This window comes from Rhizobium sp. 01T444, from assembly GCF_056398305.1.
Genome location: NZ_JBFTPD010000010.1, coordinates 83,097 through 106,730 on the forward strand (window position 1 = coordinate 83,097; position 23,634 = coordinate 106,730).

The 23,634-nt window shown below is 59.7% G+C and carries 24 protein-coding genes, 1 other RNA gene and 1 pseudogene; 15 read left to right on the top strand and 11 right to left on the bottom strand.

Going from position 1 to position 23,634, the window contains the following annotated elements; genetic code table 11:
* Positions 1 to 160: 160 nt before the first annotated feature.
* Entirely contained in the window at positions 161 to 577 is a 417-nt protein-coding gene (locus AC1DTN_RS15885; RefSeq protein WP_007813909.1) for a MarR family winged helix-turn-helix transcriptional regulator, read from the top strand.
* A gap of 103 nt (positions 578 to 680) precedes the next feature.
* Here AC1DTN_RS15885 and AC1DTN_RS15890 read toward each other — a convergent pair.
* Positions 681 to 1,748, bottom strand: a pseudogene (locus AC1DTN_RS15890) (MHYT domain-containing protein); the annotation flags it as partial.
* A gap of 186 nt (positions 1,749 to 1,934) precedes the next feature.
* On the opposite strand from AC1DTN_RS15890, the gene AC1DTN_RS15895 reads away from it, so the two are divergent.
* Positions 1,935 to 3,323 (top strand): dipeptidase, encoded by a 1,389-nt coding sequence (locus tag AC1DTN_RS15895; RefSeq protein ID WP_477921664.1) that lies wholly within the window; start codon positions 1,935 to 1,937, stop codon positions 3,321 to 3,323.
* 580 nt (positions 3,324 to 3,903) lie between these two features.
* On the opposite strand, the gene AC1DTN_RS15900 is transcribed toward AC1DTN_RS15895, so the two are convergent.
* A complete protein-coding gene (locus tag AC1DTN_RS15900; RefSeq protein WP_007813904.1) occupies positions 3,904 to 4,086 on the bottom strand; it encodes a hypothetical protein in 183 nt (60 codons plus the stop codon).
* 257 nt (positions 4,087 to 4,343) lie between these two features.
* On the opposite strand from AC1DTN_RS15900, the gene AC1DTN_RS15905 reads away from it, so the two are divergent.
* The 4 genes from AC1DTN_RS15905 (at position 4,344) to AC1DTN_RS15920 (ending at position 10,517) form a co-directional block, all read left to right on the top strand.
* On the top strand, positions 4,344 to 6,653 hold the full coding sequence (locus AC1DTN_RS15905) for a transglycosylase domain-containing protein (protein ID WP_477921665.1): 2,310 nt from the start codon (positions 4,344 to 4,346) through the stop codon (positions 6,651 to 6,653).
* Positions 6,654 to 6,967: 314 nt separating this feature from the next.
* Entirely contained in the window at positions 6,968 to 8,878 is a 1,911-nt protein-coding gene (gene dnaK / locus AC1DTN_RS15910) for a molecular chaperone DnaK (RefSeq protein ID WP_477921667.1), read from the top strand.
* Positions 8,879 to 8,960: 82 nt separating this feature from the next.
* Positions 8,961 to 10,103: a molecular chaperone DnaJ gene (gene dnaJ, locus AC1DTN_RS15915; RefSeq protein WP_113320509.1), complete on the top strand. Its 1,143-nt coding sequence runs from the start codon at positions 8,961 to 8,963 to the stop codon at positions 10,101 to 10,103.
* A 207-nt stretch (positions 10,104 to 10,310) separates the two neighbouring features.
* On the top strand, positions 10,311 to 10,517 hold the full coding sequence (locus AC1DTN_RS15920; protein WP_007813896.1) for a hypothetical protein: 207 nt from the start codon (positions 10,311 to 10,313) through the stop codon (positions 10,515 to 10,517).
* Positions 10,518 to 10,550: 33 nt separating this feature from the next.
* On the opposite strand, the gene AC1DTN_RS15925 is transcribed toward AC1DTN_RS15920, so the two are convergent.
* Positions 10,551 to 10,916 carry a helix-turn-helix domain-containing protein gene (locus AC1DTN_RS15925; protein ID WP_007813894.1) on the bottom strand — a complete coding sequence of 122 codons (366 nt, stop codon included), beginning with the start codon at positions 10,914 to 10,916 and terminating at the stop codon, positions 10,551 to 10,553.
* A 277-nt stretch (positions 10,917 to 11,193) separates the two neighbouring features.
* Between AC1DTN_RS15925 and AC1DTN_RS15930 the strand changes: the two genes are divergently transcribed.
* The 4 genes from AC1DTN_RS15930 (at position 11,194) to AC1DTN_RS15945 (ending at position 13,933) form a co-directional block, all read left to right on the top strand.
* Positions 11,194 to 11,394 carry a hypothetical protein gene (locus AC1DTN_RS15930; RefSeq protein WP_113320508.1) on the top strand — a complete coding sequence of 67 codons (201 nt, stop codon included), beginning with the start codon at positions 11,194 to 11,196 and terminating at the stop codon, positions 11,392 to 11,394.
* A 123-nt stretch (positions 11,395 to 11,517) separates the two neighbouring features.
* A complete protein-coding gene (gene recF / locus AC1DTN_RS15935) occupies positions 11,518 to 12,642 on the top strand; it encodes a DNA replication/repair protein RecF (RefSeq protein ID WP_477921668.1) in 1,125 nt (374 codons plus the stop codon).
* Complete coding sequence (locus AC1DTN_RS15940; protein ID WP_477921670.1) at positions 12,639 to 13,463, top strand: molybdopterin-synthase adenylyltransferase MoeB; 825 nt, start codon at positions 12,639 to 12,641, stop codon at positions 13,461 to 13,463. Before recF ends, AC1DTN_RS15940 begins: the two co-directional genes overlap by 4 nt.
* Positions 13,460 to 13,933, top strand: a complete 474-nt coding sequence (locus AC1DTN_RS15945) for a GNAT family N-acetyltransferase (protein ID WP_477921671.1) — start codon at positions 13,460 to 13,462, stop codon at positions 13,931 to 13,933. Before AC1DTN_RS15940 ends, AC1DTN_RS15945 begins: the two co-directional genes overlap by 4 nt.
* Positions 13,934 to 13,966: 33 nt before the next feature.
* Here AC1DTN_RS15945 and AC1DTN_RS15950 read toward each other — a convergent pair whose 3' ends face one another.
* Positions 13,967 to 14,968, bottom strand: coding sequence for a 2-hydroxyacid dehydrogenase (locus AC1DTN_RS15950; RefSeq protein ID WP_477921672.1), 1,002 nt, complete (start codon positions 14,966 to 14,968; stop codon positions 13,967 to 13,969).
* Between the two features lie 177 nt (positions 14,969 to 15,145).
* Here AC1DTN_RS15950 and AC1DTN_RS15955 point away from each other — a divergent pair, with 177 nt between their 5' ends.
* The gene (locus AC1DTN_RS15955; protein WP_477921674.1) at positions 15,146 to 15,685 is read left to right on the top strand and encodes an SH3 domain-containing protein; all 540 of its coding nucleotides are present in this window, start codon (positions 15,146 to 15,148) and stop codon (positions 15,683 to 15,685) included.
* On the opposite strand, the gene AC1DTN_RS15960 is transcribed toward AC1DTN_RS15955, so the two are convergent.
* Positions 15,678 to 16,670 (bottom strand): adenosine kinase, encoded by a 993-nt coding sequence (locus AC1DTN_RS15960; protein WP_477921676.1) that lies wholly within the window; start codon positions 16,668 to 16,670, stop codon positions 15,678 to 15,680. The two genes, AC1DTN_RS15955 and AC1DTN_RS15960, sit on opposite strands and share 8 nt — an antisense overlap.
* A gap of 404 nt (positions 16,671 to 17,074) precedes the next feature.
* Between AC1DTN_RS15960 and AC1DTN_RS15965 the strand changes: the two genes are divergently transcribed.
* Entirely contained in the window at positions 17,075 to 18,022 is a 948-nt protein-coding gene (locus tag AC1DTN_RS15965) for an AEC family transporter (RefSeq protein ID WP_477921677.1), read from the top strand.
* 57 nt (positions 18,023 to 18,079) lie between these two features.
* Here the strand turns inward: AC1DTN_RS15965 and AC1DTN_RS15970 are convergent, their stop codons facing one another.
* A complete protein-coding gene (locus AC1DTN_RS15970) occupies positions 18,080 to 18,652 on the bottom strand; it encodes a c-type cytochrome (RefSeq protein WP_113016191.1) in 573 nt (190 codons plus the stop codon).
* Between the two features lie 154 nt (positions 18,653 to 18,806).
* Here AC1DTN_RS15970 and AC1DTN_RS15975 point away from each other — a divergent pair, with 154 nt between their 5' ends.
* On the top strand, positions 18,807 to 19,562 hold the full coding sequence (locus AC1DTN_RS15975) for a 3-deoxy-manno-octulosonate cytidylyltransferase (protein ID WP_477921678.1): 756 nt from the start codon (positions 18,807 to 18,809) through the stop codon (positions 19,560 to 19,562).
* Between the two features lie 12 nt (positions 19,563 to 19,574).
* A complete protein-coding gene (locus AC1DTN_RS15980) occupies positions 19,575 to 20,429 on the top strand; it encodes a prephenate dehydratase (protein ID WP_310379885.1) in 855 nt (284 codons plus the stop codon).
* Positions 20,430 to 20,485: 56 nt separating this feature from the next.
* Here AC1DTN_RS15980 and AC1DTN_RS15985 read toward each other — a convergent pair whose 3' ends face one another.
* The 5 genes from AC1DTN_RS15985 to AC1DTN_RS16005 all read right to left on the bottom strand — a co-directional run bounded on the left by AC1DTN_RS15985 (position 20,486) and on the right by AC1DTN_RS16005 (position 23,406).
* Entirely contained in the window at positions 20,486 to 20,854 is a 369-nt protein-coding gene (locus tag AC1DTN_RS15985) for a VOC family protein (protein ID WP_025669404.1), read from the bottom strand.
* 136 nt (positions 20,855 to 20,990) lie between these two features.
* Positions 20,991 to 21,212, bottom strand: a complete 222-nt coding sequence (locus tag AC1DTN_RS15990) for a hypothetical protein (RefSeq protein ID WP_113320497.1) — start codon at positions 21,210 to 21,212, stop codon at positions 20,991 to 20,993.
* Between the two features lie 70 nt (positions 21,213 to 21,282).
* Positions 21,283 to 21,978: a helix-turn-helix transcriptional regulator gene (locus tag AC1DTN_RS15995; protein ID WP_113320496.1), complete on the bottom strand. Its 696-nt coding sequence runs from the start codon at positions 21,976 to 21,978 to the stop codon at positions 21,283 to 21,285.
* Positions 21,979 to 22,039: 61 nt separating this feature from the next.
* The gene (nudC, locus tag AC1DTN_RS16000; protein WP_477921679.1) at positions 22,040 to 22,999 is read right to left on the bottom strand and encodes an NAD(+) diphosphatase; all 960 of its coding nucleotides are present in this window, start codon (positions 22,997 to 22,999) and stop codon (positions 22,040 to 22,042) included.
* Complete coding sequence (locus tag AC1DTN_RS16005) at positions 22,996 to 23,406, bottom strand: HIT domain-containing protein (protein ID WP_477921680.1); 411 nt, start codon at positions 23,404 to 23,406, stop codon at positions 22,996 to 22,998. Before AC1DTN_RS16005 ends, nudC begins: the two co-directional genes overlap by 4 nt.
* An 89-nt stretch (positions 23,407 to 23,495) precedes the next feature.
* On the opposite strand from AC1DTN_RS16005, the gene ffs reads away from it, so the two are divergent.
* Positions 23,496 to 23,592: signal recognition particle sRNA small type (gene ffs, locus AC1DTN_RS16010), an RNA gene on the top strand.
* Positions 23,593 to 23,634: the final 42 nt, after the last annotated feature.

The window sequence follows — 23,634 nt, forward strand, 5'->3', positions numbered from 1 at the left end:
GGCCATCCTCCAGGCCATGGCGGCTTTGTTTTTCAGCCAGGCGCTTCACCTCTCGAAAATTTAAGAGCTTGCCGCATATGTTTTGATGGATCGTATGCGATTTGTTGCATTGTCTACTGCACGATTTTGAGCCTAATTTACAATCATGGGATTTAATCGAATGGATTCCGGTGCCTACCTTGCCAGCCAGCTGGCCAAGGGTTTTGCCCGCTCGCTACATCAGCGCGCGGCAGGACTCGGTTTTTCTCCCGGCCAGTTCCCCATACTTCTGGAACTTTGGGCCGAAGACGGGCTCACCCAGAAGCAGCTTCTGGAGCGCGTCGATATCGAACAAGCGACGATGGCCAACACGCTCTCCCGCATGGTGCGCGACGGGCTGATCGAGCGGCGCCCACACCCAACCGACAAACGCGCCCAACTGATCTTCCTCTCCGAGAAAGCCAAGGCGATGGAGGCTGAGGCCATCGATACGGCACGCGAGGCCGATCTTGCGCTCTTCAAGGGCTTTCGAGTCTTCGAGCGGGAGCTGATGCTCGAATATATCCGGCGCCTCATCAACAACGCCAAGGCACTCTGAATCGCTCCGGGGCGGCGCGGTTGCGCTTGAGCTTTATTACCTGGGCCTCGGCATGCCGAAAATCTGCGCCCACTCTAGCTCAGCGACCTGCAGAGCCTGGCGAAACATCATGATGGGCGAGATGCTCGCTCATCTCTTCGACGCGCCTGTGCTGGGTGAGGTCACGAACGACGAGAACATCGCAATGGCGCCCGCGATAAACGATCCGCCGCGTGACGACCTCGACACGGATCTCCCTCTCGTCCTTAGCAATCAGCAGCATTTCCCGCTGATCACTCTCCTGCCCAACATGGATGAGAGCCAGGACGGCAGAGGGAATGTTGCCAGTGAGTTCCGCAAGCTTCCAGCCAGACAGGGTCAGGAAGCGCTCATTGGTGTCGATGATCCTGCCTTCGCGCAGGATGACGAGGCCCTCCTGCGAAACGTTGGCAAGGCCGCGAAGATCGGTCAGATGGCTTTCCAGGAAGACTGCGCCGAAGGCCATGAGGATGAGGCCGGTTGCGACAACCATGACGATCACCGCAAGAACCTCGGGCTGGAGCGCCATCGCCGGCACCTCGCGCGTTGGGTCGGGCACCAGCGTAATGCTGCTCATCGAGATGAAATGCAGCGTGCAGATCGCCAGCACAAAGGCGCCGGAGGAGGCGGCGAAGCGTTTCATGCCTTTCAACTGGAAGAAGACGAGGAAGGCTACCGTCGCCAGAACCGCGCAGGAGCAGAAAGCAACGACCGACGTGAAGGCATCATAGACGATGACGGCCGGGGCCTCGATCGCCTGCATGCCAGTCATATGCATGGCCGTGATGCCAAGCGCCATCAGCAAGCCACTAAAAGCAAGGGAATAGCCGGTCCTGCCCTCCGACGCGATCAGTATGGCCACCCAGGAGCGGAAAATCGACAGGAATACCGAGAGAAAGGTAAGGCGCAGATCGTAGCTGATCGGCATGCCGCCATCATAAGCGAGCATCGCGATGAAATGCGTTGCCCATACACCCACGCCGCAGGCAAAGGCTGACGTGCCGATCCAGAGCTTTCGCTGGCCGACATCGCATTCCTGGGCACGGAAAAGAAGGAGCATGGTCGTCAGGCTGCCAACGAGGCAGACGATCACAGCGGCAACGACCAGCCGCCAGTCATGATTATCCCTGATGCAGGCAATAACCGAGAACATTCGCCACCTCGAAAGTCGACCTCTGCACGATGTTATTTAGATTGTGCTAAATAACCGTAAATTGCATTTAATGTCACTACTTTATCTATTGTAGCATTTGGTGCCAACATAACATCTTGAAATTTGACGCTCGAAACCGCGGCCGATTGGGTCTATCGTCCGGCCGAATTTCAGAAGGAGTCGGAAATGACTGAACTAAATCCCATCCTTGCGCGTGCCGACAAGAATCTCGATTCAAGCCTCGAAAAGCTGTTCGAGCTCTTGCGCATCAAGTCGATCTCGACCGATCCGGCCTATAAGGCCGAATGCCGCAAGGCAGCCGAGTGGCTGGTAGCCTATCTCAAGACGCTTGGCTTTGATGCCTCGGTTCGCGACACGCCCGGCCACCCTATGGTGGTCGCCCATCACGAAGGTGCCTCGGCTGATGCGCCCCACGTCTTGTTCTACGGTCACTATGACGTGCAGCCGGTCGATCCGATCGAGCTCTGGGAAAACGACCCCTTCGATCCGGCCATCAAGGATGCCGGCAACGGCCGCAAGATCCTGACCGGCCGCGGCACGGCCGACGACAAGGGCCAGCTGATGACCTTCGTCGAGGCCTGCCGCGCCTATAAGGAGATCAACGGCGCGCTTCCCTGCCGCGTCACCATTCTTTTCGAAGGCGAGGAAGAGTCCGGATCGCCGTCGCTGAAGCCGTTCCTCGAAGCCAATGCCACTGAGCTCAAGGCCGATTACGCCCTCGTCTGCGACACGAGCATGTGGGATCGCGATACGCCGGCAATCGCGGCCGCTCTTCGCGGCCTTGTCGGTGAAGAAATCGTGGTAACGGCCGCCGATCGCGACCTGCATTCCGGCCTGTTCGGGGGGGCCGCCGCCAACCCGATCCATATTCTCGTGGAGGCGCTTGCCGGCCTGCATGACGAAACCGGCCGCATTACACTCGAAGGCTTCTACAACGGTGTGGAGGAAACGCCCGCCAACATCAAGGCATCCTGGGAGGCGCTCGGCAAGTCGGCGGAAAACTTCCTCGGCGAAGTCGGCCTCTCCATTCCCTCGGGCGAAAAGGGCCGCTCAGTCCTGGAACTCACCTGGGCGCGCCCGACGGCCGAGGTCAACGGCATCTGGGGCGGCTATACCGGTGAAGGCTTCAAGACTGTCATTGCCGCAAAGGCATCGGCGAAAGTCTCCTTTCGCCTCGTCGGTACGCAGGATCCGGCAGCGATCCGTGAAAGCTTCCGCAACTACGTTCGCTCGAAGATCCCGGCCGACTGCTCGGTCGAGTTCCATCCGCATGGCGCCTCGCCGGCCATTCATCTTTCCTATGACTCGCCTGTTCTGACCAAGGCGCGCAACGCGCTTTCCGATGAATGGCCAAAGCCTGCCATTGTCATCGGCATGGGTGGCTCGATCCCGATCGTCGGAGATTTTCAGAAAATGCTCGGCATGGAATCCCTGCTCGTCGGCTTCGGCCTCTCCGACGACCGTATCCATTCACCGAACGAAAAGTACGAGCTCGCCTCCTACCACAAGGGCATCCGCTCCTGGGTGCGCATCCTTGCCGCACTGAAGGCTTGAAATAAAAAAGGCGTGCCCGCGGTCTGCGCGGCACGCCATCCGAAATCTGCAAACAAAAAGGCCGGGGCAAACCGGCCTTCCGTTATCCGCCTCATCTCAGTGCCAGTACATCCGTGGTCAAAGGAGAAGCGGATAGTGCACAGCCAGAGTGATCCCGAAAGGTTTACTGCCGGTAAACGGCTAGTTCAACCAGATCGCGGAAACGATGCGACGATAACGCGCACAACATCTCCGGGCTGCGATTTCTGAAACCTTATATCGGAAGCCGCCTTTCACATTTCAAGGCCTCGTGAAAAACCTTGATCGCCGTTCAAGCTGCGCTCATCCTGACACTTCCGTAAGTCTTTGAAAAACAATCTAAAATCTGAACGACGCGATCGCGACCGCTGGCGCCGCGGGCCGGATTATTATTATCGCGAGCGCGGGCCTTATCGCCCCTAAAGAAAAGGACCCGACGTATCTGGTGATACGCCGGGCCTGATATCGATCGGCACGTGTTGAGGGGAGACGGCCGATCTGAGCGGGACGTGAGGGGTATGTCCCGCTCTCGATAAAACTGCTGCAAAGCCTATTGGTTCCCTCACCAGCCGGAAGAAGTGCGACGCTGGGTCGCCAGCAGATCACGCATCTCTGCATAAGGGCCAAGCAGCATCTTCAACCGGCTCTCCTCCACCCTGTCGAGGCGATAATGCTGCGCAAAGGCATGCACGCTCCAGACTTCGCGGAGGCGAGCTTCGTCCATCTTGTCGGGATCGATCGTCATTTTCTGCCTGATATTGCGCTCTGCTTCTTCGGAGAAGCGAAGTCGCGGCGATATATGTCAGTTTTGTGACACTCACAATGAATGGCAGCCATGTGGGGAAGTCATGGCTGGCTGACGGAAAAAATGCAGGCAGGGAGAGCACTTGGCCGTATTGGTATTGTTCTTAACAGCCCGTTAATTCGCCGCATTTACAATTCAATCGGATAAAACCGTTGCCTGGGGGCGCGGTCTTAGAGCAAGGGTTCAGCCGCTCCACGATGGTAGCCAGACGCAGATCAGACGACAGGATCGAACCGTCCTTCAACGGCCGTGGCGGCCGTGAGGAGGATGACGAATTTGCGCTCGATGCCGACGACCGCATCGACGGGCGACACGGCTCCAAGCGTCCATCGCGATCGCCCGCTCCTCGCCGCGCACCTGCAAAGCGCCGTCCCGAGCCGCGCGAGCGTGAAGGCGGTGGTCTGTTCGCGTTCCTGCGCAGGGTCGTCTACTGGTGTATCGTACTTGGCATCTGGGCTGGCATCGGTGTTGCCGGGCTCGTGTTCTATTATGGTTCGCGCATGCCGAGCGCCAGCACCTGGGCAATCCCGGAACGGCCGCCAAACGTCAAGATCACCGCCGTAGACGGCAGCGCGATCGCCAACCGCGGTGCGACCGGCGGCGAGGAGCTCTCCCTGGAGAACATGTCCCCCTATATTCCGGAAGCGATCATCGCCATCGAAGACCGACGCTTCTATTCGCATTTCGGGGTCGATCCCTTTGGGCTGGCGCGTGCCTTCGTCAACAATGCGACCGGCCAGCCGATCCAGGGCGGTTCGACGCTGACGCAGCAGCTCGCCAAGAACCTGTTCCTCTCGCCCGAGCGCACGCTGGAGCGCAAGGTGCAGGAGGTGCTGCTCTCCTTCTGGCTGGAGCAGAAATACACCAAGGACCAGATCCTTGCGATGTATCTGAACCGCGTCTATTTCGGCTCGAATGCCTATGGCGTGGAAGCGGCCGCCCGCCGCTATTTCAACAAGTCGGCGCGCGATGTGAACCTCGGCGAAGCGGCACTGCTTGCGGGCCTCGTGAAAGCGCCGTCGCGCCTTTCGCCGGCCCGTGATCCGGACGCCGCAAATGCCCGCGCGCAGATCGTGCTGCAGGCGATGCGCGACCAGGGCTATATCAGCGACGGCGAGATCAAGACGGCAATGTCACAGACGCCGGCTTCTGCCCGCAGCTACTGGTCGGGCGCCGGACAATATGTCGCTGATATGGTGATGGACGAGCTGCAGGGGCTGGTCGGCGACGTGAAGGAAGACGTCATCGTCGATACGACCATCGACAAGAACCTCGAAAAGAAGGCCGAGCAGTCGCTGGTCGATGTGCTCGACAAGGAAGGCGGCAAGTTCGACGCGTCGCAGGCGGCCCTCGTCTCGATCGACGGTACGGGCGCGATCCGTGCGCTTGTCGGGGGCAGGGATTACGCGACGAGCCAGTTCAACCGCGCCGTCAAGGCCAAACGCCAGCCGGGCTCCTCCTTCAAGCCATTCGTCTATGCAGCCGCGCTCGAAAAGGGCCTGACGCCGGATTCCGTTTTCAACGATGCGCCGATCCGCATCGGCAACTGGACACCGGAGAATTACGAGAAGAAATATAATGGCGAAGTGACGCTCCGCACTGCGCTCGCAAAGTCGCTCAATACGGTGGCCGCCCAGCTTGTGATGTATGACGGCCCGGATCAGGTGATCAAACTCGCCCACCGCCTTGGTATCGAATCAGACCTGCAGCCCAATGCCTCGATCGCGCTCGGCACCTCGGAAGTGTCACTGATGGAGCTGACGGCCTCCTATGCAGCCTTCATGAACGGTGGCTACAAGGCAACCCCGCATGTGATCCGCCGGGTGACCACCACCGAAGGCAAGGTGCTGTACGAGAATACCTACGACAATCCGCCGCGCGTGCTTTCCGAGCAGATCGTCGCCGAAATGAACATGATGATGATGGGCGTCATCAACGGCGGTACAGGCTCGAGCGCCAAGCTTCCCGGCTGGCAGGCAGCAGGCAAGACCGGTACGACGCAGAATTCGCGCGATGCGCTGTTTGTCGGCTTCACCAGCAATCTGACGACGGGCGTGTGGTTCGGCAATGACGACGGCACGCCGATGAAGAAGGTGACCGGCGGAGGGCTCCCGGCCAAGGCCTGGAAGGAATTCATGGTCGCCGCGCATAAGGGGCTTTCGCCGGCACCGCTTTTCGGCATGGGCCAGACATTCTCCGATCCCAATGTCGATCCCGGCAACGGCCAGCCGATGGCGCAGGCGCAGCCGGCACCTGAGCAGCCTTCGACGGTCGGAAGCATCATTTCCGGTGTCTTCGGCGGCAATGCCGACCTGAACCGCTATCCGCCGGCGCCCGGACAGCCGCGGACGGCGATGCCGGTGAATGGCGGACCTGTGCCGCCTGCCGATGTCGCCGGCGGCGGTTACGACGACATGGTGCCGCCCGGTGATGTCGGCGGACCGCAGGCAACATCAGGGGCGCAGCCACGTCGCACGACCCTGCTCGATCTCATCATGGGGCAATAGGAGACAGCAGACAGTATTGAGACCGGATAAGACGCCTTGCGGGAGCACGTCCCGCGCAAGGCTCGGCATGCAAGATTTGCACGGTTTGAAGGTGCAAAGCAGACCCTTTTCCGGCTACTGTAAAAATTGAACGCAACACATTCGTTTTGCTGGATTCCAGGCCATTTCTCGCCTTGCAGTCCAGAAAACCGCTCCTTATATACGCCGCATCACCGCAATCACGATTGCGTAATCTTAGTAGACCCATCCCGTAAGGGGCTGTCAGGGAAATGCCTTACCGGGGTTCCGACAGCTTGCTTCAAGGAGAGAATGACATGGCAAAAGTAATTGGTATCGACCTTGGAACGACAAATTCCTGCGTCGCGGTCATGGACGGCAAGGACGCAAAGGTCATCGAGAACGCGGAAGGCGCGCGTACGACCCCTTCCATGGTGGCATTTTCCGATGACGGCGAACGCCTCGTCGGTCAGCCGGCCAAGCGCCAGGCGGTCACCAACCCCACGAACACACTCTTCGCCGTAAAGCGCCTCATCGGCCGCCGCTACGAAGATCCGACCGTCGAGAAGGACAAGCACCTCGTTCCCTTCACGATCGTCAAGGGCGACAATGGCGACGCCTGGGTCGAAGCCAACGGCAAGGGCTACTCGCCTGCACAGATTTCCGCGATGATCCTTCAGAAGATGAAGGAAACCGCCGAATCCTATCTCGGTGAAAAGGTCGAAAAGGCCGTCATCACCGTTCCCGCATATTTCAACGACGCGCAGCGTCAGGCAACCAAGGATGCCGGCCGCATTGCAGGTCTTGAAGTGCTCCGCATCATCAACGAGCCGACTGCTGCTGCTCTCGCCTACGGCCTCGACAAGAAGGACGGCAAGACGATCGCCGTCTACGACCTTGGCGGCGGCACCTTCGATATCTCGATCCTCGAAATCGGCGACGGCGTCTTCGAAGTGAAGTCCACCAACGGCGATACGTTCCTCGGCGGTGAAGACTTCGACATGCGTCTCGTCGAATATCTCGTTGCCGAGTTCAAGAAGGACAACGGTATCGACCTGAAGAACGACAAGCTCGCCCTGCAGCGCCTCAAGGAAGCTGCTGAAAAGGCAAAGATCGAGCTGTCCTCTTCGCAGCAGACCGAAATCAACCTGCCGTTCATCACGGCTGATGCTTCCGGCCCGAAGCACCTGACACTGAAGCTGACCCGCGCCAAGCTCGAAAGCCTGGTCGACGATCTCGTTCAGCGCACGATCGCTCCGTGCAAGGCAGCCCTCAAGGATGCCGGCGTTACCGCTGCCGAAATCGATGAAGTCGTTCTCGTCGGCGGCATGAGCCGCATGCCGAAGGTACAGGAAGTCGTCAAGCAGCTGTTCGGCAAGGAACCGCATAAGGGCGTCAACCCGGATGAAGTCGTCGCTCTCGGCGCTGCCATCCAGGCCGGCGTTCTCCAGGGCGACGTCAAGGACGTTCTGCTTCTCGACGTAACCCCGCTGTCTCTCGGCATCGAAACGCTCGGCGGCGTCTTCACTCGTCTGATCGAACGCAACACGACGATCCCGACGAAGAAGAGCCAGACCTTCTCGACCGCCGATGACAACCAGCAGGCCGTCACCATCCGCGTCTCGCAGGGCGAGCGTGAAATGGCTGCCGACAACAAGCTGCTCGGCCAGTTTGACCTCGTTGGCCTGCCGCCGGCACCGCGCGGCGTTCCGCAGATCGAAGTCACCTTCGACATCGACGCGAACGGCATCGTGCAGGTTTCGGCCAAGGACAAGGGCACCGGCAAGGAACAGCAGATCCGCATCCAGGCCTCCGGTGGTCTCTCCGACGCCGACATCGAAAAGATGGTCAAGGATGCCGAATCGCACGCTGCCGAAGACAAGAAGCGCCGCGAAGGTGTGGAAGCCAAGAACCAGGCCGAAAGCCTGATACATTCCACGGAGAAGTCGCTCAAGGATTACGGTGACAAGGTTTCGGAAGCCGACCGCACCGCGATCTCCGACGCGATTGCCGCTCTGAAGTCCGCGACCGAAGCAACTGAAGCTGACGCCGAGGACATCAAGGCCAAGACCCAGACCCTCATGGAAGTTTCCATGAAGCTCGGCCAGGCGATCTATGAAGCCCAGCAGACCGAAGGCGGCGCGACCGACGCTTCGGCTGAGGATGACAATGTCGTCGATGCCGATTACGAAGAAGTCAAGGACGACGACCGCAAGAAGTCCGCTTAATCGGCGGACTGGCGGCCTACGCTAGACGATAGACATCCGGCTGCTCACCATGGCAGCCGGAAATCCATTTCCGGGGCTTAAATTGGCAAAAGCGGACTTTTACGAAACTCTGGGTGTAGCCAAGACGGCGGATGAAAAAGAGCTGAAAAGCGCCTTCCGCAAGCTGGCGATGAAATTCCATCCGGACAAGAACCCGGATGACAAAGACGCCGAACGCAAGTTCAAGGAAATCAACGAAGCCTACGAAACGTTGAAGGACCCGCAAAAGCGCGCGGCCTACGATCGCTATGGCCATGCGGCCTTCGAACATGGCGGCATGGGCGGTCCCGGTGGCTTCGGCGGTGGCGCCGGATTTGCCGGTGGCGGCTTCTCCGACATCTTCGAAGACATTTTCGGCGAGATGATGGGCGGGGGCCGCGGACGGCAGCGCTCTTCGGGCGGCCGCGAACGCGGCGCCGACCTTCGCTACAATATGGAAATCTCGCTGGAAGAGGCCTTCTCCGGCAAGACGGCACAAATCCGCGTTCCGACGTCGATCACTTGCGACGTCTGTTCGGGCTCCGGCGCAAAACCGGGCACGCAGCCGAAAACCTGCGGCACCTGCCAGGGTTCGGGTCGTGTGCGCGCAGCGCAGGGCTTCTTTTCGATCGAGCGCACCTGCCCGACCTGTCATGGCCGCGGCCAGATCATTCCCGATCCGTGCCCGAAGTGCCACGGCCAGGGCCGTGTGACCGAAGAGCGTTCGCTTTCGGTCAACATCCCTGCCGGTATCGAGGATGGCACCCGCATTCGCCTGCAGGGCGAAGGTGAAGCAGGCGCTCGCGGTGGCCCGGCGGGCGATCTCTATATCTTCCTGTCGGTGAAACCGCATGAGTTCTACCAGCGCGACGGAGCCGATCTCTATTGCGCTGTGCCGATCTCCATGACTACGGCGGCACTCGGCGGCACCTTCGATGTAGCGACGCTCGACGGCACCAAGTCGCGCGTCACCGTTCCCGAAGGCACGCAGGCCGGCAAGCAATTCCGCCTGAAGGGCAAGGGCATGCCGGTGCTGCGTTCCAGCCAGACGGGCGATCTCTACATCCAGATCCAGATCGAGACGCCGCAGAAGCTTTCCAAGCGGCAACGCGAGCTTCTGCAGGAATTCGAGCAACTCTCCTCCAAGGAGAACAATCCGGAATCGACGGGCTTCTTTGCCCGGATGAAGGAATTCTTCGAGGGCTAAGCTCGATATCCTTCAAGGTTACAAAAGCCGGAGGTTCCGCCTCCGGCTTTTTTCATGCGCGCTCCAATTCGGGACAGCTGTTTCAAGTCGGGACGCAGATCGAAATGCAGATGTCTTGTGTTAACGCACAGATCCGATGACGCTTGCAAGTTACTGAAATCCATACTGTCTTTGGCCCGCAATCCGGGACTAACAGAGGGTATCTTGATGTCGGCAACGAACTTTTCAAATTGTCTGTCCGAAGATGTCGATGCGTTGGCAGGTGCGCTCTATTCGTGGTGCGCCGAACGCAACATCAAGCTTCGCAGCCAGCAGGGCCTTTCGATCGCCAGCATCGCGATCGACCTTTATCACGCCGGCCATCAGACGCAGGATGCCCTGCTCGTCGCGCTGCACGAGCGCGAGCTTCACTGAAATCCCGTCGATTTCAAGGATACATGCGACGCATCAAGCGGCGTTTTCGGTTGCCTGACCGCACATGAGGTTGAGGATCGTCTTGACCGCCTGCTTGCCCGCAATCGAGCTCAACCTGTCAAAACTGACCGCCAGTTCATAGGCCTCAGGGCTCAGCTCGACGCGGTTGGTAAACTGCGAAATTCCCGTACCTTCAAATAGCTCGGAAATATCGACCCCCAGGAAGACCGCTATCTGATGCAGCTTGCTGGCAGAGACGCGGTTCGTCCCCTTCTCGTATTTCTGTATCTGCTGGAATGTAAGGCCAAGCGCTTCGCCGAGCTCCAGTTGAGAAACACGTCGGCGGGCGCGAAGCTGTCTCACGTTGCTGCCGACAATGATATCAATCGGATCTGGCACTGCTGCACTCTCTCCCGGTAAACCCTTCATTTACCATATAGCGTCAGCTGAATATCTCAACCCGCAAGTTGCAAATTTCAACCGACTTTTTTTGGGCATTACGCTGCCCAAATAACTGTTCGCCGCACGTATTTACAACTTCTAATCATTGTTTGATGACCTGGCGGCGATGTCGCGAAAAGTTGAACACCCTGTAGTTGACTTCATTGCATGGGACGATAGTTACTCGCGCCGGAACCCCTATAGTACCAGTCAGACAAGAGGCTTCGAATACTGCATGACATCCGCTCCCACCGGGAAATCTGGTGCCGACAGTATCGTCATCGATATGCGCCGCCAGAAACTGACGATGATGATCGATTCATTGAAATCGCTGCGCGGTTCGATCGAAGACCGGCCGGATCTCCTCTATTGGATCGAAAAGGCGATTGCGGAGGCCGAGGCACAGCTCGAGCCGCCCACCCCTCGCAGGCATTGACAGCCGAAACGGCTCTCAGCCTTGATATCCCTGACGCTTCGGCTTAGAGCCTTTTCTAGTCAGATTGATTCATTCTGACTAGGAAAGGCTCTCACTGTTAGCCTTGATGTTTCCGGATATCCGATGCCGCACAAGGTTGCCCTCTCCCGTCTGAAACTGACCGACTTTCGCAATTATGCGTCGGCCTCGCTTACGCTCGACGGGCGGCACGTGGTGCTGACCGGGGACAACGGCGCCGGCAAAACCAACCTGATGGAGGCGGTCTCCTTCTTGTCACCGGGACGCGGGCTGCGCCGCGCCGCCTATGGCGATATTACCCGCGTCGGTGCTGTGGGCGGATTTTCGATCTTTGCCGAGCTTGAAGGCATGGAAGGCGATGTCGAGATCGGCACAGGGATCGATACCAGCGACGAGGCGATGGCGCGCCGGCTGCGTATCAACGGAACCACGGCCAAGACGGTTGACGAGCTGACGGACCACCTGCGTGTGCTCTGGCTGACGCCGGCAATGGACGGGCTCTTTACCGGTGGCTCGTCCGATCGCAGGCGGTTCCTCGACAGGCTGGTGCTGTCGCTCGACCCTGAGCATGGCAAGCGGGCGAGCGATTTCGAGCGCGCCATGCGCAGCCGCAACAAGCTGCTCGATGAGGGCCGCTTCGATCCGTCCTGGCTTTCCGGCATCGAGGAGCAGATGGCAAGCCTCGGTATTGCCATGGCACTCGCCCGGCAGGAAATGCTCGGCCTGCTGACACGGCTCATCGAGGAAAGCCGCGAGACCTCCCCCTTCCCATCAGCATCGCTGCAGCTCTCGGGCTTCATGGATGGCCAATTCTCCCGACCCGCAGTTGATCTGGAAGATGAGTATGCGGCAACGCTCGCCGCCAACCGCTACCGCGATGCCGGCGCCGGACGCACGCTGGAGGGGCCGCATCGCGCCGATCTCATCGTGCATCATCGTGAGAAGCAGATGGAAGCGGCGCGCTGCTCCACCGGGGAGCAGAAAGCCCTGCTGGTGGGCCTTGTGCTTGCCCATGCGCGGCTCGTCGGCAACCTGACTGGCCATGCGCCGGTTCTGCTCCTGGACGAGATTGCCGCCCATCTCGACGAGGGACGCCGAGCCGCATTGTTCGACCTCATAGACGGGCTTGGCGGCCAGGCCTTCATGACGGGAACGGACCATCAGATGTTTGCCGCACTTGCCGAGCGGGCGCAATTTTTCACGGTTGCTGACGGAAGGGTTTTCGAATGAGCGATAGCGCTTCTCCCGACGGTTCGGGGCATGTTAGCATCACGCCTATGGAACCCCTCAGCCCTGACGAAATCGCACGCTATCATCGCCATATCCTGCTGCCGGAAATCGGCGGCGCGGGCCAGCAGAAGCTGAAGGCCGCGCGCGTGCTTGTCATCGGCGCCGGAGGGCTCGGGGCGCCGATCCTGCAATATCTGGCAGCCGCAGGCGTCGGCACGCTCGGCATTGCCGATGACGACCGTGTTTCGCTCTCCAACCTGCAGCGACAAGTGATCCACGATTCCGGCACGATCGGCGAAATGAAGACGGAAAGCGCGGCCATTGCGATCGCTCGGCTGAACCCGCATATCAAGGTCATCCGTTTCACTGAGCGCCTTTCCGCCGATACGGCGCGTTTGCACCTCTCAGGCTTCGATCTCTTGATCGACGGCTCGGATAATTTCGAGACGCGCTATATGGCTGCCGATGCAGCAGAAGAAGCGCGTATCCCACTTGTGACAGGTGCCGTCGGCCGCTTCGACGGGTCGCTGACGGTGCTGAAACCCTATGAGGCTGCGGAAGACGGCACGCAGAACCCTGGATATCGTGATCTCTTTCCCGAAGCACCGCCGGCCGGATTGATCCCCGCCTGCGCGGAGGCCGGTATCATTGGCGCATTGACGGGCGTGATCGGCACGCTGATGGCCATGGAAGCGATCAAGCTCATTACAGGTGCCGGCGAACCGCTGATCGGCCGCTTGCTGCTCTATGACGCCCTGTCTGCCCGTTTCGATACGATCCGCTACAGGCGCCGGCGCGCGAGGCAGAGCAGGACCGCATGACGCCTTTTCGCATCGATGAGAGCTTTGCCCGCTGGAGCGAGCTGCTCGATCTCATTCTCGCATCCTTCGCCTATATGGAAGGCCGCATCGATCCGCCCTCCTCCGCAACTCGCCTGACGATGGAATCGCTGGCGGAAAAGGCAAAGGCGGAAATCGCCTATGCCGTGGAGAATGCGGGGCAGCTTGCCGGCTGCATTTTCCTGCGCCCGGAGAAAGATTGCCTCTATGTCGGAAAACTCGCGGTTCTGCCATCCGCGCAAGGCAGGGGCATCGGCCGGCAACTGCTTGATATCGCCGAAGAGACGGCGCTTAATCTCGGCCTTCCGGCATTGAGGCTCGAGACACGGATAGAGCTCGTCGACAATCACTCGACCTTCGCTGCCTGGGGCTTTGAAAAGACCGCAGAGAAATCCCATCCGGGTTTTACGCGCGTGACGTTTATCGAGATGAAGAAAGCGCTCGCCGGCTGATCCGGCCAGCTAGAGATGGGAGCGCTCCGGCCATCACCGGCCCGGCAGCACCCGATTCGGTGGGCGATGACCATCGATGAAGGCGCGGATGTTGATGATGACCTTGTCGCCCATCTCCGCACGTCCCTCGATCGTTGCCGAGCTCATATGCGGCAGCAGCACGACCTTGCCCTCATTGGCGAGCTTTACCAGCTTCGGATTGACGACAGGTTCGTTCTCGAAAACATCGAGCCCGGCGCCGGCGATCTTTCCTTCCCGCAGGCTTTTGATGAGAGCAGCCTCGTCGATCACGTCACCGCGAGAAGTATTGACGAGATAGGCCGTCGGCTGAAGCAGCGCCAGGCGCCTTGCCGACAAGAGATGGAAGGTTGCGGGCGTCGAGGGGCAATTGACCGAGACGATGTCGACACGGGCGAGCATCTGGTCGAGGCTCTCCCAATAAGTCGCCTCCAGCTCATCCTCGGTCGCCGGATTGACGCGTTTGCGGTTGTGATAGTGGATCGACAGGCCGAAGGCCTTGGCGCGTCGCGCAACGGCCGTGCCGATACGGCCCATGCCGACGATGCCGATTCGCTTTCCATGGATGCGTCGCCCGAGCATCCATGTCGGAGACCAGCCGGCCCATTCGCCGGGCTTGTCGGTCAGCACGCGCGCACCTTCGCCGATTCGTCGCGGTACGGCGAGGATCAGCGCCATGGTCATGTCGGCGGTGTCATCGGTCAGCACATTCGGCGTGTTGGTGACGGTGATGCCTTTTCGGGCGGCGGCCTCGACATCGATATGGTCGGTACCGTTGGAAAAGCTGGCGATCAGCTTCATCTGCGGCCCGGCCTGTTCGATGAGGGCAGCATCGATGCGGTCGGTCACGGTCGGAACCAGCACGTCGCAGGTCCTGACGGCTTCGACGAGTTCGGGGACGGATCGCGGCGTATCGTCGATATTCAACTCGGCATCGAAAAGCTCGCGCATGCGGGTTTCGACGACATCAGGCAGCTTGCGGGTTATGTAGACCTTCGGTTTTTTCTTCGTCGTCATAGCGGCTTGCAGTGCCTTGTTTAGAGGTCTTTAACCAAGATGGGCGATCATTTTCCCGTTCCGGGCATTTTCTACCAGACCCGCACGCGAAGACAAACAAAACTCGTGTGGCGGCCGGGGAATCCCGGAAAGCGAGCAGGCGCGGCCTGCTGCGAATTCGAGCCAACGGAAGCTTCCATGCGTCGCACAGTTCTGAAGTCCTGCCTCGTTCTGGCGGTTGCCTTTGCCGTATCGGCGGGCACCATCGAATTTGCACAAGCCCAGGCGGCCAAGGGGCCGAGCGGCCTGCCGCTGCCGCGCTTCGTGACGCTGAAGTCCAAACGCGTGAACCTGCGCATCGGACCGGGAACAGATTATGCGGTTTCCTGGATGTATCTGAAGACGGGTTTGCCGGTCGAAATCATCCAGGAATACGACAACTGGCGCCGTATCCGCGATGCCGACGGCACCGAGGGCTGGGTCAATCAGTCGCTGCTGTCGGGCCAGCGGGCCGCAATCGCGGCACCGTGGATGAAGGGCAAAGGCAAGGGCGTTTATGTCAACCTGCGCCGTGAATCGCAGCCGTCCGCCAGCATCGTCGCCAAACTGGAGCCTGGTGTGATGATCTCGATCGGCGAGTGCAATGGCGAATGGTGTTTCGCAAAGACCGACGGCGCCGAAGGCTGGGTGGCGCAGTCGGAAATCTGGGGTGCCTATCCGGGCGAGGCCTTTAAATAAGGCCCGCCTCCTTTGCAGCTTCGGAGAGCGACTTCATCGGCCGCGGGCCGATCTGCTGAATGACGATGCCGGCGGCAAGGCAGCCGAGCTTGCCGCAATCTTCCAGCGTGCGGCCCTGCGTGTAGCCGTAGAGGAAGCCTGAGGCGAAGAGATCGCCGGCGCCCGTCGTATCAACCACTTCGTTGATCTTGATCGCATCGACGTAGTGGCGCTCGTTGCCTTTCAGGATCACGGCGCCGTCCTCGCTCATGGTCACAGCGGCGATCTTGCAATCCTTGGCGATCTTGTTCAGCGCTTCCTCAAAATCGTCGGTCTCGTAAAGCGACAGGATCTCCTGGCGGTTGGCGAAGGCGATATCGACCTTGCCCGAGCGCATCAGGTCCAGGAATTCGCTGCGGTAACGATCGACGCAGAAGCTGTCGGAGAGCGTCATCGACATTTCGCGGCCGTTCTCGTGGGCGATGCGGGCGCAATCGAGGATCGCTTCCTTGGCACGCGGCGGATCCCAGAGATAACCTTCGAAATAGGTCACCTTGGCTTGCGCCACCACATCCGCTTCGACATCCTCAGGCCCGAGTTCGACGCAAGCGCCGAGATAGGTGTTCATCGAGCGTTCGCCGTCATCGGTGACGAAAATCATCGAGCGTGCGGTCGGCGGAAATTTTCCCTTGGCCTCGGTCCGGTAGTGAACGCCCTGAGCACGGATATCATGCGCGAAGATCTCGCCGAGCTGGTCTTCTGCGACCTTGCCGAAATAGGCGGCCTTGCCGCCGAGGCTTGCCACGCCTGCAGCCGTATTGCCGGCGCTGCCGCCGGAAGCTTCGAGTGCCGGCCCCATGCGAGAATAGAGCAGTCCGGCGCGATCGGCATCGATGAGGTTCATCGCTGCCTTGGTGATCTTGTTGTCAATGAGGAACTGGTCGTCGCAACGGGCGATAATATCGACGATTGCGTTGCCGACTGTCAGAACATCGAATTTGGTCATGAAATGGGAAGTCCCGGATTTGTGATAGCCGGTAGTCGGTCTTAGCGAAATTTGCCGGTATTGGAAGGATAAACAGCACACTGCCTTCCAAGTCTTCGCAAAACTGCCGTTTATTCGTCATGCCGCTGTCACCGTGCCTGCCTAAAACAGCATCAGGAAGACCGGCATGCAGGTATCTCGTATGGCCGGGTATGGGAGGGATGATCCCTTCAATCTTATCGGGACGACGCTGACCACGGATGAACTGGCAGTATCGCAACCGGCTATCCGGCAGGACCGGATGCGGAAAAGCGGGCCTAGCCCGCTTTTTTTGTTGCGCCGCGAAAGATATTGCATCCAAGGCATTTGTCATGGCTGGCGGTTAGCTGCTAGACCTCGGCGATCCCCGCGCAGAGCAGCAGTTTATGTCAGCCATCATCTTCGACGTTCTTCCGATCTTCCTTCTCATTCTCATCGGCTGGCTGATTGTCCGAATAGGGTTGCTGACGGCTGAGGTCGGCGATGCCTTGAGCGAGTTCGTCTTCAAGATCGCCGTGCCCCTGCTGCTTTTCCGCACCATCGCCGAGGCCGATTTCCATGGCGCGTCGCCGTTTCGGCTCTGGATCGTCTATTTTGCCGGTGTCGCGGTGACATGGACGGCCGGGCACATCGTTGCCACGCGCTTCTTCGGGCGCGATGAGCGGATCGGCGTGCTYGCCGGCGTGTCCTCCGCCTTCGCCAACAACATCTTCATCGGTCTTCCGCTGGTCGAGCGTACTGTGGGCAGCGAAGGGCTTGTTGCCCTTTCCATCCTGCTTGCCGTGCATCTCCCGATCATGATGGTGGCCGGCACGATCATGATGGAACATGCCGAACGCAAGATTTCCGGCAAGAGCGACCGCAGCATGACCCTAGTACTGAAGCAGATCGGCCTGAACCTGCTACACAATCCGCTGGTCATCGGCATCGCGGCCGGCGCGGTCTTTCACGTCTCGGGCCTGACCATGCCGGCAACGGTCAGCTCCGTCGTTGGGCAGATCGCCAGCACGGCTGGTCCGGCGGCGCTGATTTCGCTCGGTATGGCGCTGCAGAAATACGGCGTCTCCGGTAATGTCGGGATCGCCAGCGCGACCTCCGCCTTCAAGCTGCTGCTGCTGCCTGGCTGTGTGTGGGCAGCAAGCCATCTTTTCGGCCTCAACAACGAATGGGCGGCGGCTCTGGTGCTGACCTCATCGGTGCCGACGGGGGTGAATGCCTGGCTGATCGCCAACCGCTTCGGCGTCGGTCACAGCCTTGCCGCCTCGACGATTACAGTGACCACGGCGCTCGGCGCGATCACCGTTTCCTTCTGGGCCTATATTCTCGGTGCCTGAGGCAATAAAAAAGCCCGGCTTGTGACCGGGCTTCTTCTCGAAAAAATTCGTCGCTTCTTACTGCGTTGCAGTCGGAGCATTCGGATCCGGCAGCGGAGCCGGTGAATCTGCCAGCGTGTGCAGATAGAGAATGACGTTGGCGCGGTCCTGATCCTTCGGCAGGCCTGCAAAGCCCATGGCGGTACCCGGGACGTCTTTCTTCGGTGCCAGCAGGAACTTGTTGAGGTTTTCGAAGGTCCAATGCTCGCTGCTGCCCTTGGAGAAGTCCTTCATGGCGGAGGAATATGCAAAGCCTTCATGCGAAGCGATCGGCCGATCTACGACACCAAAGAGATTCGGGCCGACTTTGTTCGGTCCGCCTTTGGTGCCGTCATGACAGGCCTGACACTTCTTGAATACGGTCTCGCCGGCCTTGGCGTCGGCGCTGGCAAGAAGCTGCGCGATCGGAACAGCAACGGCAGCAGGTGCGCCTTCACCGCCGGCGGCGGGTGCCTCCTCGGCGACGATGGCAAAACCTTCCTTCTCCGGCGCCTCGGAATGGAAGATCCCCTCGGACGCGATGGAGACAGACATCAGAACGAAGATCGTTCCTAGCAGCGCCCCCACGGCCGTATTGACGTATGAATTCATCTGCAATGCTCCCCTTGCAGCCGGCAGACCAGAAACCGGACCATCTTGAAATTGCGCGGAACCTATGTCTTTTGGCTATTCGTTGCAACTGTCTAAATGGTCTTGTGCGTGAGACTTTTTGCCACTTTTCAACCCGGATTAGAAGGCCCGAACAATGACTGATTCAAAATTGGATGACGTGCTGGTGCTGATCCCCGCACGCATGGCCTCGACCCGCCTTCCGGGCAAGCCGCTGGCCGATATTTGCGGTCTGCCGATGATCGTGCAGGTGGCGAAACGAGCACAGGAAGCGGCGATCGGCCGGGTGGTTATTGCCGTCGACGACCAGCAGGTGTTCGATACTGTCGCCGCAGCGGGCTTTGACGTGGTCATGACACGCCAAGACCATCAGTCTGGCTCGGATCGTATTTTCGAGGCACTGAACAAGGTCGATCCAGACGCGAAAGCCAAAATCGTCGTGAACATCCAAGGCGACCTGCCGACGATCGAGCCGGAAACCGTGCGTGCGGCTTTGCGCCCTCTCGAGAACGAAGCCGTCGATATTGGAACTCTGACGACCGAAATCGACAACGACGACGACAAGACCGCGCCGCACATTGTGAAAGTCGTCGGTTCACCACTCTCCGACAGCCGTCTGCGTGCGCTTTACTTCACCCGCACGACCGCGCCTTACGGCAACGGGCCGCTCTATCACCATATCGGGCTCTATGCCTACCGACGCGCGGCACTCGAGCGTTTTGTCTCACTTGGCCCATCGACGCTGGAAAAGCGCGAATCATTGGAGCAGTTGCGGGCACTCGAAGCCGGTATGCGCATCGATGTCGAGATCGTTGACACGGTTCCGCTTGGTGTCGATACTCCGGCCGACCTCGAAAAGGCGCGGCGCATTCTCTCCGCAAAGGCCAACTGACGGATTTTCCTCATGAACATCAAGACCAACAGAATCGCCTTCCAGGGCGAATTTGGCGCCAATTCCGACATGGCGAGCCGCGACATGTTTCCGACCATGGAGCCGTTGCCCTGCCAGACCTTTGAGGATGCCTTCACGGCGGTGGACAATGGTGACGCCGATATCGGCATGATCCCGATCGAAAACACGATTGCGGGCCGCGTCGCCGACATCCACCACCTGCTGCCGGAATCGCGCCTGCACATTATCGGCGAATATTTCATGCCGATCCGCTTTCAGCTCATGGTGCTGCCGGGCGTGACGAAGGACGAGATCCGCACTGTGCACAGCCATATCCATGCGCTCGGCCAATGCCGCAAGATCGTGCGCGCCAATGGCTGGAAGCCTGTGATCGCCGGCGACACGGCAGGGGCCGCCAAGCTCGTCAAGGAAACCGGCGACCGCTCGATGGCGGCGCTCGCGCCGCGCCTTGCCGCCGACCTTTACGGCCTCGATATCATCGCCGAGAATGTCGAGGATACGGAAAACAATGTGACGCGCTTCGTTGTACTGTCACGTGATGAGGAATGGGCAGAACGCGCTGCCAGTGACGAAAAGATCGTCACCACCTTCGTCTTCAACGTCCGCAATATTCCGGCAGCGCTCTACAAGGCGCTCGGCGGTTTTGCGACGAACAACATCAACATGACGAAGCTCGAAAGCTATCAGCTCGGCGGCAAGTTCGTGGCGACGCAGTTCTACGCTGATATCGAGGGCCACCCGAACGACGCGCATGTGCGACGGGCACTGGAGGAACTGCGTTTCTTCTCCGAGAAGGTGCGCATCCTCGGCGTCTACAAGGGCCATGCAATGCGGGGACTTCTGTAAGGATTACCCAAAGCCTCTCCGACAACTGACCGGAGAGGCCTTATGCATACCTTGATTTATTTATCCGGCTCACAAACACGCAAGCGATGCCCGTCCGGATCCAGCACGACGAAGGTCGGACCGAAGTCGAGTTCGGTCAGATCCTGAGCGAAGGGCAGGCCACGGCCGCGCCAGTCTTCGTAGTGCCTGGCGACGGCATTTTCTCCATCGACCATGAAGGCGACCTCACCGCGGTTGCCGATGGCAGAGGGCTGCGGTTCGACGCTGCTGCGGCGCCAGAGGCCGAGAGTGAAGCCGCCATCGAGCGGAAAGGCGACGAAATTCGGCGCCTCCACAGCCGGCTCGCGGCTCAGAATATTGCGATAGAAGGCAGCGCTTTCAGCGGGATCCTTGACATAGAGGATAATAAGATTGGGGCTGGCCATTTCAGTTCTCCACTGGGTTGAAAGATGCCCGGCCGAGAGCTACTGCCATTTTATGGCAGTAGCTCTCGGATTGCAGCGCTGCAGACAGCGCCGCAATCGTTACCGGGAGGAATATCAATGTGGCCGGCGTGCGGCCTTAACGGAAGAGATCGTCGCCGACGCGCCAGTCCTGTCCGTCCATGATGCCGAGATCGCGCTTGTGCCACTGCGGCATCGTCTCGAGATCTAGGCGCGGACGGCGTGATGAGGCTCCTGTGAACCTGTCAGCGAACAGGCGCACCAGACGCGAACGAAGGTTTTTTCCGGCTCCGACTGAAGTACGACGGCCGGCATATTGAACGACTTGGGGCATTCCCATGATCAGTACTCCTTCCTGCTGGACTGGTACTGACAATAGCGCTTCCTGCTGACAGTTTATGGCAGTAGCGTTAGTGCTCGATCGGAGTATCCTGTGTTTCCCGCCATTCCTTCAGGAGAACGGTGCGACGACGCGGATACCGCGTGTCATGGATGGTCATATCGATGATACGATCGGTGCGAAAATGACGGAAATCCTGGCGCAGTTCGCACCAGGCCATGATGATCCGCACATGCTCGAAATAGCCGAGCGCGAAGGGCCAGACGCGGCGGCGGGAAATACGTCCCTGTTCGTCGCCATAATGCAGTTCAAGGATACGCTCCAGGCGGATCGCTTTGCGGATGGCCGAAACATCCGCCTTGTCCTCATCCTGCCGTTTGCGGCCGACAAAAAGTGTGGCCGAATCGACCATATCGCGCATGTCGGGCGGCAGCACGGCGGCGATCTTCGCCAGCGCATCAGCGCCGGCATTGGCCAGGCGCGGCTCGGCGGCGCGCGCCACCCAACGCGAGCCAAGCACCAGTGCTTCCAGCTCCTCCTCGGAAAACATCATCGGCGGCAGCATGAAGCCGGGTTTCAGCACATAGCCTATGCCGGCCTCGCCCTCGATCATGGCGCCTTGCGCCTGAAGGCTCGCAATATCGCGGTAGAGTGTGCGAAGGCTGACGCCCGTTTCTTCGGCCAATACAGTGCCGGTGACCGGCCGCCGATAGCGCCGGAGCGTCTGAAGCAGGGTCAGCAGCCGTTCTGAGCGGGCGACCATGATTATGCCCTCATGCAGACAGGCCGGGCCGGCTGACGATCATCCGTGCTCTCCGACCTCTTGTTCAGCGTTTCCACTCGACCCAATCGCGCATCAGGCGATGGGCAATCGCACCCTTCGGCGGCGGCGCCTTGCCGTTGGCGCCAGGACGCTCCAGCATTTCGATGGTTTCCTCGCGGGTGAACCAGCGGCAATCCTCGAGCTCAGCCTCATCGCGGTGGATATCGCGCGACTTCGCCTCGGCATAACAGCCGATCATCAGCGAATGCGGCATCGGCCAAGGCTGAGAGGCATGATAGCGGATACGGCCAGTCTTGATGCCGGATTCTTCCAGCGTTTCACGGCGAACGGCATTTTCAATCGTCTCGCCGGGCTCCAGAAAGCCTGCCAGACAGGAATACATGCCGGGCGCGAAATGCGGGCTGCGACCGAGCAGGCAAAGATCACGCTCCTCATCGACTGTCAGCATGATGACGACGGGATCGGTGCGCGGGAAGATCATGTGCTCACAGGCCGTGCAGACCCGCTTGTAACCGCCGATACGGATTTCCATGACCGAGCCGCAACGGCCACAAAACTGGTTGTCGCTGTTCCAGCGGATGAGGCTTGCGGCCTGCGAGAACTCGCCGAGCAGCATTTCGTCGACAAGCTCGTCGCGGAAGAGCGAGCGACCGTCGACCGGCTTGTACTGGCTTGCCATGCTTTCGGCATCGATACCGACGGGTACGGCCAGGCGCGGCTCACCGGTCTTTCTATAGCCAAGCAATACGGTCTCGTCCCAGTTCGGCTTCAGTTCCTGCAGCTCGTAGCGTGCGAAGAGCGGATCGAGCACCTGGCCGTCGTGCTTGAGCACCAGCTTGTCCTTGGCGAAGGCGAAAATATGCGTGCCTTCGCGGGCAAGCGCCTTTTCGACCGAGGCTTCATCGCGATGTTCGCTGTCGCGGTGCAGGTCGTTTGCGGCAAAGGCGGTGAGATTGCTGGGTTCCGGATGCGGCAGGTCCGAATCGAAAAGCGAATGACTCATGGTGAAAGGGCTTCCCGCAGCTTTGCTATGAATTCGTCTCGTATTGCGTCCTCGTAAGGCTCGGCCTTGCCGAAACCCCAGACGGGACCCGGCCAGTTCGCGTCACCTTCGGAACGCGCAATGACATGAACATGAAGCTGGCGGACGATATTGCCAAGAGCTCCGACATTGATTTTTGTGGCACCGGTAACCTTCTTGAGTGCTGCGGAGACGAGCTCGATCTCGAAGGTCAGCAGCACCTGATCGAGCGGCGTCAATTCGAAGATCTCAGTGATATCAGCTCGGCACGGCACCAGGATCAGCCAGGGCCAGCGAGCGTCCTTCGACAGCCTGACGTCGCACAGGCCAGCCACCATGATACTGGTGCTGTCGTTTTCGAGCCGGGGGTCGAGCACGAAATCGCTCAAAGGCATTCTCCTCATGTTTTCCAATGGACTAGCAGTTTTTTCGGAGCTTGGCTTGCTTTTGATGAGGAATTTGCCGATATGTGCATCCGGGAGGTTGGTGGTGGACGAGCCACTCGCCAACCGGGTCAGGTCCGGAAGGAAGCAGCCCTAACGAGCCCGGCACGGGTCATCGTGCCAGCCTCCCACCTTCTCTTCCAAGAAGCCCGGCCTTCCGGGCGCAAGCAGGGC